We start from the raw sequence: 12,900 nt of genomic DNA, 5'->3' as shown, positions 1-12,900 counted from the left end.
AATAGCCCTAAAGCCATTTATTTTTGCTTATAGGTTTTAAATCTCTATTTATATAATTGATGGCTATTTCAACAGATCTGGATCAGAGGTCTTTTTAAAAAATTGAATAAAAAAACGACATAATTAAAATTTATCTTTAATTGATAAATAACAAACATTTTTATCTAAGGTATTCATTTTTTTTACTGGTCCTAATCCATTTCCTGTGATATAAAAAATCAATAGGCATGAATTTTGCATTGCTTATTCACATAAGATGAAATGAAATAATACAGTGTGGGAATTATGGGTATGAAGTTATCGGTTGGATTAAAAGTTGCAAATTCGTTGTCGCTTACGCCACAACTGCAACAAGCCATTCGATTACTGCAATTATCGAGTTTGGAGCTTGAACAAGAAATTCAAATTCAACTTGATAGTAATCCTTTGCTTGAAAAAGTTGAAGAAGAGACACATGAAAGCCCTGAAAATGTAAAACAAGAGCAACAAGAATATGAGCTTTCCGATTCTTTAAATGCCAACCATTTACCCGATGAGCTGCCTGTAGATACAGATTGGGATGATGTCTATACCCATCAATCAACTGCAATGGAGCGCCCTGAGTTTGAGGATCGTGAAGACAATCGTCATTCAGAAGCATCATTAAAAGAACATATGTTGGGGCAAGTCAATTTATTGCATTTTTCTCCAGTGGATAAGTTAATTGCGTATTGCATTGTCGATGCTTTAGATGAAAAAGGATTTTTGGCTGCCGATATTGAAGAAATTGTCAGCTCAGTACAGCATCTACTACAACAAATGGATTATGACATTGAGGTTGAAGAGGATGAGGTTCTGGTTGTTTTAAAACATATCCAACGCTTAGAACCGATTGGTATTGGTGCTCGTAGTCTTGCAGAATGTCTTTTTGTGCAAATTGAGGCTTTAGCTACCACCACACTGTTTAGGAAAGAAGCGCTGATGTTGTTGAAACATTATGAGCTTTTGGTCAGTAATGACTTAAATAAACTGATTAAGCAAACGGGTTTAAATGCTGAGTTATTAAAGTCAGCAATTGATTTATTGAAAACCCTTAAACCTTATCCGGGTGCTGAATTTGAGCAAAAAGAATCAGATTATCAAATTCCAGATGTGGTGGTGTCCAAGAAAAATGACCATTGGTATGTTCAACTTAATCCAGATATTTTACCAAAACTTAGAATAAACTCATTTTATTCAGGCATGATTAAACGTGCAGATCAAAGTGATGATAATCAATATTTACGCAATCAAATGCTTGAAGCGAAAAACTTTATTAAAAGTGTCGATGAACGTCACAAAACTTTATTAAAAGTTGCAAGTTGCATTGTGCAACATCAACGTGAGTTTTTGGAAATCGGTGCTGAAGGAATGAAACCTTTGGTTTTGCGAGATGTTGCAGAAGAAGTTGAATTGCATGAGTCAACAGTTTCTCGTGTCACTACCAATAAGTTTTTACTGACACCTCGTGGTCTATTTGAACTGAAATATTTCTTTTCGAGCCATGTTGGAACCACTTCTGGAGGAGAAGCATCGTCAACAGCCATTCGAGCAAAAATCAAAAAGCTTGTTGCAGATGAAAATCCACGTAAGCCGTTGTCAGACAATACAATTGCCAATTTATTAAAAGAAGAGGGGATTGATGTGGCACGACGGACAGTCGCAAAATATCGTGAATCGTTACATATTCCGTCTTCATCTGACCGAAAAGTGTTGATCTAAATTTTAAAGTGTGGCTATTCTAATTGTTCATTATGACGAAATAATGAATCGCTTTTTGTCTTTTGGAGTAACTTAAATGATTGCATGATATTGAGCACAGTTTTTTCCTTGGTGAATGCTGTCATGAGATCGTTTGGGTTATGACTTTCATATTCCTATATAAGGAGAGGGATAAAGCTATGCAAATTACAATCCGTGGACATCACTTAAGTATTACACCAGCAATAGAAGAAAATATTCGAGATCGATTTGCCCAGATGACCAAGCATATTGATCAGGTCAATAGTATGCAGGTCAAGCTGAGTAAAGATCATCAATTGGATAAAAGATCAAAAAAAGGCAGTGCAAATCATATTGCTGAGGCAATTGTTCGTTTGCCGGGGATAGAGCTTTTTGCCCAAGCGAGCGCTGATGATATGTATAATGCGATTACAAAATTGACAGATAAATTAAAAAGGCAATTAGATAAGCATCGGAAAATGCAGTTGGATTATCAACCAATGGAAGTTTTAGCGACATAAAATTGATATTTTTAAAAGAGGTTGAAAAGACCTCTTTTTTTTTATCTATATTTTTTTGTACGAGTTAATGAATTATTTCGGTGAGTTATAGTAAAATATCCCGTTTTTACACTGTCAGTCCTATAAGAGGTCGATGCAATGAATAGTGAACAGCTCACTGAAATCTTAAAAGCAGCTTTTCCTGATGCTGAAGTTGCTGTCAGTGGACAAGCAGGTAAATTTGACCTCCGTATTGTCGACAATCAGTTTGAAGGGAAACGTCCTGTTCCTCGTCAACAAGCTGTTTACGCGCCACTTAATTCTTATATTGCCAGTGGTGAGGTACATGCGGTAACTATTCGTGCAATGACTAAAGAAGAATGGCGCAAAGCCAGTATGTTTGGAGCTTAAGCGTCAATGGATAAATTTGTCATTCAAGGTGGTGTAAAACTCGAAGGTGAAGTTCGTATTTCTGGTGCGAAAAATGCGGCTTTACCTTTATTGGCTGCAATGATTCTTGCAGATACACCGATTACATTAAAAAATGTTCCAGATCTAAAAGACGTTCGTACTTTAGTTAAGCTGATTGGTGGTTTAGGTATCACCATGAGTTATGAGGGCGAAACGGTTATCGCAGATACCTCTACACTGGATAATCAATTTGCGCCTTATGAACTGGTTAAAACCATGCGCGCATCTATTTTGGTGCTTGGTCCGCTGTTGGCGCGCTATGGTAGTGCAAAAGTTTCACTTCCTGGTGGGTGTGCAATTGGTTCACGCCCTGTTGATCAGCATTTAAAAGCCTTAGAAGCTTTGGGTGCACAAATTGAGGTCGAAGCAGGTTATGTTCACGCTAAAGTGGATGGCCGTTTAAAAGGTGGTGAAGTCATCTTTGATATGGTGACTGTCGGTGGAACTGAAAATATTTTAACTGCTGCAGTATTGGCAGAGGGTGTAACGACAATCCGTAATGCTGCGCGCGAACCTGAAATTACAGACCTTGCACTAATGCTTATTAAAATGGGTGCAAAAATTGAAGGTTTAGATACAGATACCTTGGTGGTCACTGGTGTTGAAAGTCTACATGGCTGTGAATATTCAGTGGTTGCTGACCGTATTGAAACTGGTTCATATTTAGCAGCGGCGGCTATAACGGGCGGTAAGGTCAAAACCACACATACTGATCCAAATCTTCTTGAATCTGTTTTAGATAAATTTGAAGAAATGGGTGCAGAAGTCACACGCGGTGAAGACTGGATCGAATTGGACATGCTGGGGAAACGTCCGAAAGCTGTCAGCTTCCGTACCTTGCCACATCCAGAATTCCCAACAGATATGCAAGCACAGATCATGGCGGTAAATGCCATTGGGCGTGGTTTTGCAACAATTTCTGAAACGATTTTTGAAAATCGTTTTATGCATGTACCTGAATTAGCACGTATGGGCGCAAATATTCAGGTTGAAGGCAATGATGCTGTAGTTACAGGTGTGGAAAAATTATCTGCTGCACCTGTTATGGCAACTGACCTACGTGCTTCATTTTCTTTAGTTTTGGCTGCTTTAGCTGCTGAAGGGGAAACCATCATCGATCGTATTTATCATATTGATCGTGGTTATGAAGATATCGAAGCAAAGTTACAAGGTCTAGGTGCCCAAATTAAGCGAGTGAGCGAGTAAGTTAATGAGCGATATGAGAAACGATGATCCAAACTTTGACGTAATGGGCAATTTTGATCATGGTTTAACTTTGGCATTGAGTAAAGGACGTATTTTAAAAGAAACGTTGCCTTTACTTGAAACTGCTGGAATTAACTTATTGGAAGATCCTGATAAATCTCGTAAGTTAATTTTCCCAACCACACACAAATCCGTTCGTATTTTAATCTTACGTGCTTCTGATGTGCCAACCTATGTGGAAAATGGCGCAGCGGATATTGGTGTAGCAGGTAAAGATGTGTTGATGGAACATGGCGCTCAAAATGTCTATGAACCATTGGATTTAAAGATTGCCAACTGTAAATTAATGACAGCTGGTAAAGTCGGTATGGTTCGCCCTAAAGGTCGTTTAAAAATTGCCACCAAGTATGTAAATTTAACCCGTCAATATTATGCGAGCTTAGGTGAGCAAGTTGATGTGATTAAGCTTTACGGCTCAATGGAATTAGCTCCATTGGTTGGTTTGGGTGATTATATTGTCGATGTGGTAGATACAGGGAATACTTTGCGTGCCAATGGTCTAGAGCCTTTGGAAGAAATCTGTAAAGTATCTTCACGTTTAATTGTCAATAAAGCCAGCTTTAAGCGTAAGCAAACATTATTAAATCCAATTCTTACTCAGCTTGAAAAAGCAGTAGAAGAACGTCAAAAGAGCAATTAATTCATTCATGTTTGTTTGATAAAGATACCGTCTAATTTTAGGCGGTTTTTTTATGCAATTTATGTTAAAAAATAACCATCCATGATTTAAAAAAAGAGTTTATGAAAACACCTCAACAGCGCAAAGAACAATCTATTTTAAAACTTAAAAAGTATTCAATTCCGTATATTGACTGGTTACCTGTGATCGAAGCTGCTGAAGACGTGCAAGCGCGCAGTGCAGAACAGATTGCAAAACGCGCGATTGCTTGTTTGTGGGTGATTCAAGTCGCTTGTGATCTGAATAATGATCAATATGATGATGAAACACAGCTATTTGTATTTGATATTTTGAAGAAAATGCAGGTGCTAGATGCTTTAACCGAGAAAGAACAGGCAATTTTAAAGCGTGAGGCTTCAGCACAAGATATCATCAATATGGTGTGGAAATATGAGGCCTATTGGGTATTGTTATGGGCTTTGGGGATTGTGGATGAGCTGAGTTATCCAGCAGATATCGTTGATTGTGATTTTGCCATTCAGGCTGTATCGTCGTGCGATAGCTTTGCAGAATTTATGGCTAAAGTACAGTTGCGGGATAGCGAAGAAATTTTAGATCAGGCTGATTTAATTTATCGTTATGATTGGGCATGTGTAAATGCGCGTTTAAAGCAACAGGATGCACCTGAAAATTTAAATTCATCTATTGTTGTGGAACGGCATGGTGCATTGAACTGGCTGATTCAGACAGATAGTGATTGGGATCACCCAGATGTGAGCACCTAAATAAAAGTTTGCTGTGTCAAAAGTGATTTGCAATCAAACTTTCCTATTAAAGTAAGTTGAAATGTTGCGGTGATGTTGCCCACAAGATACTCAAAACAAGGTAAACTAAATCTTTCCTAAACAACCTTGTGGGTAAATTGATGCGACGTTTATCGACTCAAGAGCAGAACTTTAAACAAGTCTTTGCTGACTTGTTAGCTTTTGAAACAGTGAGTGATCCTGAGCTTTTAAAAACAGTAGACCAAATTATTGCAGATGTACGCCAACATGGCGATGCACATGTACTTAAACTCACTCAACAGTTCGATCGACATCCAGCGCATCAATTTTCAGATTTAGAACTGACACAAGAACAACTTAAAGTTGCATTTGAGGGGTTAACCGTAGAAGTACGTGAAGCTTTGGAATTGGCGGCCAATCGGGTTCGCTCATTCCATCAGGCGCAAAAACAAGACGGTTGGTCTTATGTGGACGAATTAGGAAATACTCTGGGTCAAAAAGTCACCCCTTTAGACCGTGTTGGTATTTACGTTCCAGGTGGTTTAGCTTCTTATCCGTCCTCTGTGCTGATGAATGCTTTACCCGCGCATGTGGCTGGGGTAGCAGAAATTATTATGGTGGTACCTGCGCCAAATGGTGATTTAAATCCTTTGGTATTGGCAGCTGCTTATTTAGCAGGTGTAAGTCGTGTATTTACGATTGGCGGTGCGCAAGCAGTTGCCGCGCTGGCTTATGGAACAGAAACAATTCCAGCAGTGGATAAAATTACAGGACCAGGTAACCGTTTCGTTGCTGCGGCAAAACGTGCTGTTTTTGGTCAAGTCGGTATTGACATGATTGCAGGGCCTTCAGAAATTTTGGTTTATGCAGAAGGTCATAATGACCCGAAATGGTTGGCGATGGATGTTTTGTCACAAGCTGAACATGATACGGTTGCGCAAGCGATTTTTATTACGCCTGATGAACAGCTGTTAAATGATGTCGAGCAAGCCATTGAGGAACATTTGGCTGCACTACCCAAAGCTGAAATTGCACGAACTTCGATTGCAAATCGTGGTGCTTTGGTCTTGGTTAAAGATCGCCAAGAAGCCATTGATTTGATTAATCAAGTTGCGCCTGAGCATTTGGAATTGTGCTTAGATGACGCTGAGCTGATGTCAGAAAGTATTCGCCATGCAGGTGCAATCTTTATGGGGCGCTATACACCAGAAGCGATTGGTGATTATTGTGCGGGACCTAACCATGTCCTACCTACTTCTGGTACAGCACGCTTTTCATCACCTTTGGGTGTTTATGATTTTCAAAAACGTTCAAGTTTGATTATGTGTTCTGAGCAAGGAGTTAAATCGCTTGCCAAGGCCGCAGATATTCTTGCTCAACAAGAAAATTTAGATGCGCATGCCCGATCAGCAAGATATCGTTATCAGTAATTCACCACCAATGACCCAGTATCCGTAAAAAATCCTTCTCCCTTAGGGAGAGGGTGTGGATGAGGGTGTAAAAATTTAACTGACTTAGTTTGGGGATTCTATTGAAATACCCAAACCCTCTCCTAGAGTGAGAGCGCTTATATAAAGTAAGTCAAGTGAGAAAAAATACGAGATAAAAATGCCAAATATTAGCCCTGAGCAAATGCGTTTTTGGAGTCCTGAAGTACGTGAGTTAGAACCGTATGTCCCAGGTGAGCAGCCTAAAATCCAAAACTTATTAAAACTGAATACCAATGAAAACCCATATCCACCATCGCCAAAAGTGGTTGCAGCGGTTCAGTCTGTACTTATAGATTCAGCAGATGTATTGCGACTTTATCCAGATCCAGATGCATCGGCACTCAAACACGCGATTGCGAAACAACAACATGTAGATGTCGAAAATGTCTTTGTTGGCAATGGGTCAGATGAGGTTTTAGCCCATATTTTTAAAGCATTTTTTGTTCAAGATAAACCGATTCTATACCCAGATATTACCTATAGCTTTTATCCTGTTTATAGTCAGTTTTTTGGAATTTCAACCCAAACTAAAATCTTGCCGTTAAATGATGATTTTGAAATTGACGTGGCTGATTATAAACAGCCGAATGGTGGGATTATCATTACCAACCCCAATGCGCCAACCAGTATTGCATTGGGGCTGTCGGCAATTGAACAGGTCCTGCAAGCCAACCCTGATTCGGTGGTTGTGATTGATGAAGCATATGTAGATTTTGGTGCTGAGTCAGCTGTGAGTCTGGTTGAGAAATACGAAAACTTAGTGGTTTGCCAAACGACTTCAAAATCGCGTTCTTTGGCGGGTTTACGCGTTGGTTTTGCAATTGCACAGCCACATTTGATTGCCGCATTGGAAGCTGTTAAAAATAGTTTTAACTCCTATCCAATTGATCGTTTTGCAATAGCTGCAGCTGTCGCATCATTTGAAGATCAAGAATACTTTGTAGCACAATGTCAAAAAGTCATAGTGAGTCGTGACAAACTGGTTGCAGATTTAGCGGCGCTTGGGTTTAAAGTATTACCATCTTCAGCCAACTTTATTTTTGCGTGCTTACCCTCAAAAGATGCTGGTGAATTGGCGAAAGCGTTGCGTGAACGTGGCATTATTGTTCGATACTTTAATAAACCACGTATTGATCAATTCTTACGTATTACTATTGGTACAGATGAACAAAATCAACGCCTTGTTGATACGTTAAAACATGAGATTTTAGTCTAGGATTCATGTTGAGGTTGCTGCCATGTATTGAGTAAATCAAGCATGGCAGCAACTTTATCAAAACATTCCTGATATTCTGCATCACAATCTGAAGCAATAGTAATTCCACCGCCTGCCCACAATGATACTTCATCTTGATATTTTTGAATTGAACGAATCAAAATGTTCCAAGAACCGGTTCCATCAAAATTAAAATAGCCCATTGAACCACAATAAGCACCTCTTGGTGCACTTTCGAGTTCTTCAATAATTTGCATCGCACGAATTTTGGGTGCACCAGTAATTGAACCACCCGGCAATGCTGTAAATAAGACCTCAAATGGATTGACATCTGGTTTTAAAGTGGCAGTCACCTCACTCACCATATGATGTACTTGGTTAAAAGATTCAATATTAAACAATTTTGGGGTTTTTACTGAGCCAGTTTCAGCATAGACACTGAGATCATTGCGTAATAAGTCCACAATCATGACATTCTCTGCTTGATCTTTTTTGGACTGAATCAAAGCATTTTTTGATTGTGCATCTAAAGTTGGATCATCATAACGCGGCATTGTCCCTTTAATGGGTTTGGTGATAATTTTACGCTCAGCTTCGAAATCAATAAATAACTCAGGTGAGCAACTCAGTAATTCAAAATCATTGATTTTTAAATAACCCGAATAGGGAGCATCTGTGAGTGTCCAAAACTTTTCGGCAGTATCTAAAAGTAAACCGTGAGCTTTTGCAGTGAATTCCTGAGTTAAATTAATTTGATAGCAGTCCCCCGCTTTAATATATTCTTGAACTTGTGTAAATGCATGATCATATTGTGGCTTTGTCCACGTCGCAGTACAGTTTGATAAAAGTTTAAAGCTTTGATTCTGGGTGACGGGTGTGGTTAATAAATCTTGTATAAAGTTGAAAAACTCTTCTGCACAGGCTTCTAAACTATAAAAAAAGAATTGCTCATTTTCTCGTTTGATAAATGTTTTATAAATACCCATGTAAAAATTGGGCTGAGATTTGCTTTGAGCATCAACATATTGCTGACTGGCATAGTTATAGTCAATAAAACCCATATATCCACCCTGAAAACTGTGCTGTTTCGGAGCTGATTGAGTGGTGAAGTTAAAGAAGTGTTTTAAATGAGGATCGCTTTTATCTTTTTGATAATGGGTAAAATGATTTCTTGTATAACGATAAAGTTGTTGTTGGGTTGAGATACAGTATTGTTCAGGTGAAAAAGCAACAATGTCTTCGCCCGCGTTTTTTAAATAGATACAACCGAATAATGAGTCAAGACGGTGTAATAAATCTGCAGTGCTATTTGATGGAAAATCTAATAACTTCCGAAACATAGGGAGGTTTAACTCAAGCGCAAAAAGGGTTTGTAAGGCACTATTCTACCTGAAAATAGCACTTATAAAAGTGTTTACCGTTTATCGGTTTAATTGGTTTTTTGATAAACAGCAGTTGAACAAAAAGTAACATACCGTTAATTTAAAAGGGCAAAACGGACTACTCAAGGATTGGTGTTCTAAGTTGTAAAACAACTAAAAACAACAGGGAACTATGGAGAGTGGTTAAAAATGAAAAAAAATGCTCTTGGGAGAGTACAGATTATGAAATTATTTACTAAACTTGCTTTAGTTTCCGCAGTGGCTATGAGTTCAAACGCAATGGCAATGCAAGCAATGGATGATGCAGCGCTAAGTGCAACGACTGGTCAGGATGGTATCAGTATTGGTATTGATGCATCTAAAGTTGAAATTGCAAAACTACATGTTTTTGATGGTGATGGTTTAGCTGTAAATGCAACGACTGGTGGTACTGGGAATGCTGGTGCGATTACTCTAAATAACGTAGTTGTAACCAAAACAGGTGCTTCTGGTAACTTAGCTGATTTGGTCATTGATACTGATGGTGGTTCTACTGGTAAGCCATTCTTAAACGTTGCAGCTGCAATTAATGCATTAAAAATTGAGTTAGGTAAAATTGAAGTAAATGATACTACTGGTACTGCTGGTGCATATAAGCCAGGTACTGGATCTGCTGAGATTTTAAGTGGTTTGACGATCAATACTGGTGCTACGACAGCAAATATTCAATTGGGTAATACGCCTCAAGGTGCAATGATTAAATTGAATGGTTCGATGATTGGTGGTTTATCAATCAGTAACTTGGCCTTGAAAGATGCTTCTACAGCAGGTGGTGGTTATATCGTACTGGGTGGCATTAAAGTGACCGACACCGGTTCTTCTGATTTGGCTTTAAATGCTGATGTTGCTGTAACGAAGGAAGGCTTGGCTGTTACTGCAATGAAAAGTTCAACAGGTACAGATATTTACTTAACTAAAGTTGTATTGGGCGGTGGTAATGGCTTTGTACCAGGTGGAACAGCAGGTTCTGGAACAGGTTCTGGTTCGATTGGTGATGTTGCGATTACAGGTATGAAATTCTATAACGGTGGTTCAGCAACGCCGAATGGTGTAAAACTGACGATTTCTGGTCACTAAGCCTAGAATTAAAATCTTAAAAAAGACGCATGCAAAGCATGCGTCTTTTTTTTACAAAAAACTGAATAAAAAGCGACAAAAGTTGAAAAAAAGACTGTTTTTTTTTTCAAAAACCGTTATCTTCATAATCACAGGGACGTAGAGTGTTCACTCTAAAAATAAAATCAGCACTTTAGGCAAAATACTGCCGACACTTGATAGTTAAAATTATGATAGAAATTACTTTAGGTTCGGCATTAATGTATTATTTTGCCAACCACGCCTTAGATGTGAAACCCAAGCCAAAGGATGCGATTTACTACACTGAGCTTGCGGATTCTAGAGATAAATCATTTACACGTAATCATCGTGAAATGGTGCATGTTAAACCTGCCTTAGAAAACCAATTCCGTGGCATCGTACGTCAAGGATATGACTATAGTTGCGGTTCTGCTGCGTTAACAACATTGTTAAATGGCTATGTTGGGACAAATTTAACCGAACAGCAAACCATGGAAGGCTTATTACGGTTTGGAGAATACAACCGGATTATTGAGCGGCGAAGTTTTTCATTGCTGGATATGAAGCGCTTTGTTGCTGCAATTGGATATGAAAGCGGTGGTTATAGAGGTGAGTTCACAGACCTAATCAATCAAAATCAACCGGTGATTGTGCCAATTTCTTATGCGGGTTTTAAACATTTTGTTGTGTTTAAAGCTTATAAAGATGGGCGTGTTTATGTGGCAGATCCAGCCTTGGGGAATATCAGTTTTGATCAAGAGCGATTTAAGCAAATTTGGGAAAATAACACCTTATTTGTGATCAATGCGCCAAAAGATCAACAACGTAACTTGTTGGCACTACAAGATGCAGATATGCGTCATGTCGATGATGCAACAATCAATCGTTATGCTTTAGTTGAAGCGCAATATTCAACAGATTATACCAATAAATTAGCAGATAAGGCTTCGACAATGCGTAAGGTGATTGACCAAGATACCAAGTCTGCAACATACAATCAGCCAATTACATCTTATATGCGACTCTATTATAAACGTAAGTAAAAGATGGATTAAAAAATTACATAACTGAATTGGAATTTTTGGAATAGGAAGAATATGAATAATCAATGGATGAAACGGACTTTACTTGCAGTGAGTATTCAGTTTGCAATTGGAAGTTTATATGCAGCTGAAACAGAGGCAAGTGCGGATGTCGTAGCAGATCAGGCTGCGAGTACAGACAATGCCAGTTCTGCAACCAGCAGTCAAACAGCTCCAGTTGCACAGGCTACAGAAGATGTCAAAATTAATAAAGATGAAACAAAATCTTTAGCACCTAAACCAGGTACACAAGCTGCAGAAGCATTGCAGAAGAAAGAAGGTGATGCTTCTCAAGAAACCAATTTACAAGAAGTTTTTACATCCAATGAACGTCAATACTCTTTAATTAAAAAGGGTGAGTTCTCAACTTTTTATGATTTAGATTATTCTTACTATCGTGATTCGCAATTAAATTTAGGAATTAACGAAGGCACAGCTTATCAACTTCGTGTTGATGAAGATGCAAGTCATACCATTAGTAATACTTTTACTGCACAGTACGGGATACGTGATAATTTAACCTTTACCGCATCTATTCCATTTATTGCTAAATCAGATAGCTTAAAAGATGCCACGGCTGCGGGCCTAGGGGATATTAACTTTGGTGCACGTTGGGAACCTTTCCCACTGAAAGCAGGTCGTTTACCACTTATTTTATTTGGTAGTTTATCTACTAAGACTGGCGATAGCCCATATGAGATAAACCCTGAAAAAGACCTTTCAACGGGTAAAGGCTATTATTCTGTAGGTGTTGGCGCAAGTACCCGTAAATATATTGATCCTGTTGTACTGTTTGCATCGGTCTCTGCCAATTATGGATTTAAAGAAACTGGCTTAAATCAAGTGCGTGGTGGGGGCAATGCCAATGGTCAAGGTGGTGATCAGACCTATCAACGCGTTTTAGAAGAGTTTGATCCTGGTATGACCGGTGGTTTCTCTTTTGGTTTTGCTTATTCATTTAACTATGATGTTTCAATGACTATGTCATACCAACAATCATTCAATATGAATACTTCGTTTAAGTATAGACCTACAGCGGGACTTGCAGATTCATATAAAGCAGCTGACCAATCTAGCGGGATGTTTTCCATTGCTCTAGGGGTGCGAGTCAATCCAGATACGATTGTCAATGGTACATTGGGGATCGGCTTAACTGAAGACTCACCAGATATTTCACTCGGCTTATCTTTCCCATTGGATATTTTAGGCTTTGGTAAGAAGAAAGCGAACTAA

Annotated in this window: 12 protein-coding genes; 11 read left to right on the top strand and 1 reads right to left on the bottom strand. The window is 38.7% G+C overall.

What is annotated here, in order from left to right; genetic code table 11:
- Positions 1–291: 291 nt before the first annotated feature.
- From ACZ5QH_RS18775 to hisC, 8 genes are all read left to right on the top strand, one after another.
- On the top strand, positions 292–1,740 hold the full coding sequence (locus ACZ5QH_RS18775; RefSeq protein WP_034613871.1) for an RNA polymerase factor sigma-54: 1,449 nt from the start codon (positions 292–294) through the stop codon (positions 1,738–1,740).
- Between the two features lie 179 nt (positions 1,741–1,919).
- Positions 1,920–2,261 (top strand): ribosome hibernation-promoting factor, HPF/YfiA family, encoded by a 342-nt coding sequence (hpf, locus tag ACZ5QH_RS18770; RefSeq protein WP_034613825.1) that lies wholly within the window; start codon positions 1,920–1,922, stop codon positions 2,259–2,261.
- 138 nt (positions 2,262–2,399) lie between these two features.
- Positions 2,400–2,651 carry a BolA family iron metabolism protein IbaG gene (gene ibaG, locus ACZ5QH_RS18765; RefSeq protein WP_004723729.1) on the top strand — a complete coding sequence of 84 codons (252 nt, stop codon included), beginning with the start codon at positions 2,400–2,402 and terminating at the stop codon, positions 2,649–2,651.
- 6 nt (positions 2,652–2,657) lie between these two features.
- Positions 2,658–3,917 (top strand): UDP-N-acetylglucosamine 1-carboxyvinyltransferase, encoded by a 1,260-nt coding sequence (gene murA / locus ACZ5QH_RS18760; RefSeq protein WP_004817645.1) that lies wholly within the window; start codon positions 2,658–2,660, stop codon positions 3,915–3,917.
- 4 nt (positions 3,918–3,921) lie between these two features.
- Entirely contained in the window at positions 3,922–4,617 is a 696-nt protein-coding gene (gene hisG, locus ACZ5QH_RS18755) for an ATP phosphoribosyltransferase (RefSeq protein WP_004723724.1), read from the top strand.
- Between the two features lie 101 nt (positions 4,618–4,718).
- Positions 4,719–5,381 (top strand): DUF4272 domain-containing protein, encoded by a 663-nt coding sequence (locus tag ACZ5QH_RS18750; RefSeq protein WP_209828678.1) that lies wholly within the window; start codon positions 4,719–4,721, stop codon positions 5,379–5,381.
- A gap of 128 nt (positions 5,382–5,509) precedes the next feature.
- Positions 5,510–6,811 (top strand): histidinol dehydrogenase, encoded by a 1,302-nt coding sequence (hisD, locus tag ACZ5QH_RS18745; RefSeq protein ID WP_171077765.1) that lies wholly within the window; start codon positions 5,510–5,512, stop codon positions 6,809–6,811.
- Positions 6,812–6,989: 178 nt separating this feature from the next.
- Positions 6,990–8,087 (top strand): histidinol-phosphate transaminase, encoded by a 1,098-nt coding sequence (gene hisC / locus ACZ5QH_RS18740; RefSeq protein WP_303577610.1) that lies wholly within the window; start codon positions 6,990–6,992, stop codon positions 8,085–8,087.
- On the opposite strand, the gene ACZ5QH_RS18735 is transcribed toward hisC, so the two are convergent.
- The gene (locus ACZ5QH_RS18735; RefSeq protein WP_303577609.1) at positions 8,084–9,427 is read right to left on the bottom strand and encodes an anthranilate synthase component I family protein; all 1,344 of its coding nucleotides are present in this window, start codon (positions 9,425–9,427) and stop codon (positions 8,084–8,086) included. The genes hisC and ACZ5QH_RS18735 overlap by 4 nt on opposite strands.
- A 264-nt stretch (positions 9,428–9,691) precedes the next feature.
- On the opposite strand from ACZ5QH_RS18735, the gene filA reads away from it, so the two are divergent.
- The 3 genes from filA to filC all read left to right on the top strand — a co-directional run bounded on the left by filA (position 9,692) and on the right by filC (position 12,900).
- Positions 9,692–10,585 (top strand): putative pilus system protein FilA, encoded by an 894-nt coding sequence (filA, locus tag ACZ5QH_RS18730; protein ID WP_303577608.1) that lies wholly within the window; start codon positions 9,692–9,694, stop codon positions 10,583–10,585.
- A 209-nt stretch (positions 10,586–10,794) separates the two neighbouring features.
- Positions 10,795–11,628, top strand: a complete 834-nt coding sequence (filB, locus tag ACZ5QH_RS18725) for a putative pilus system C39 family peptidase FilB (protein WP_034613839.1) — start codon at positions 10,795–10,797, stop codon at positions 11,626–11,628.
- 54 nt (positions 11,629–11,682) lie between these two features.
- A complete protein-coding gene (gene filC / locus ACZ5QH_RS18720; RefSeq protein WP_303577607.1) occupies positions 11,683–12,900 on the top strand; it encodes a putative pilus system protein FilC in 1,218 nt (405 codons plus the stop codon).

This window comes from Acinetobacter sp. Ac8, assembly GCF_055392545.1.
Note: the sequence above shows the minus strand (reverse complement) of the source record. Positions and strands in the feature narration are given on the sequence as shown.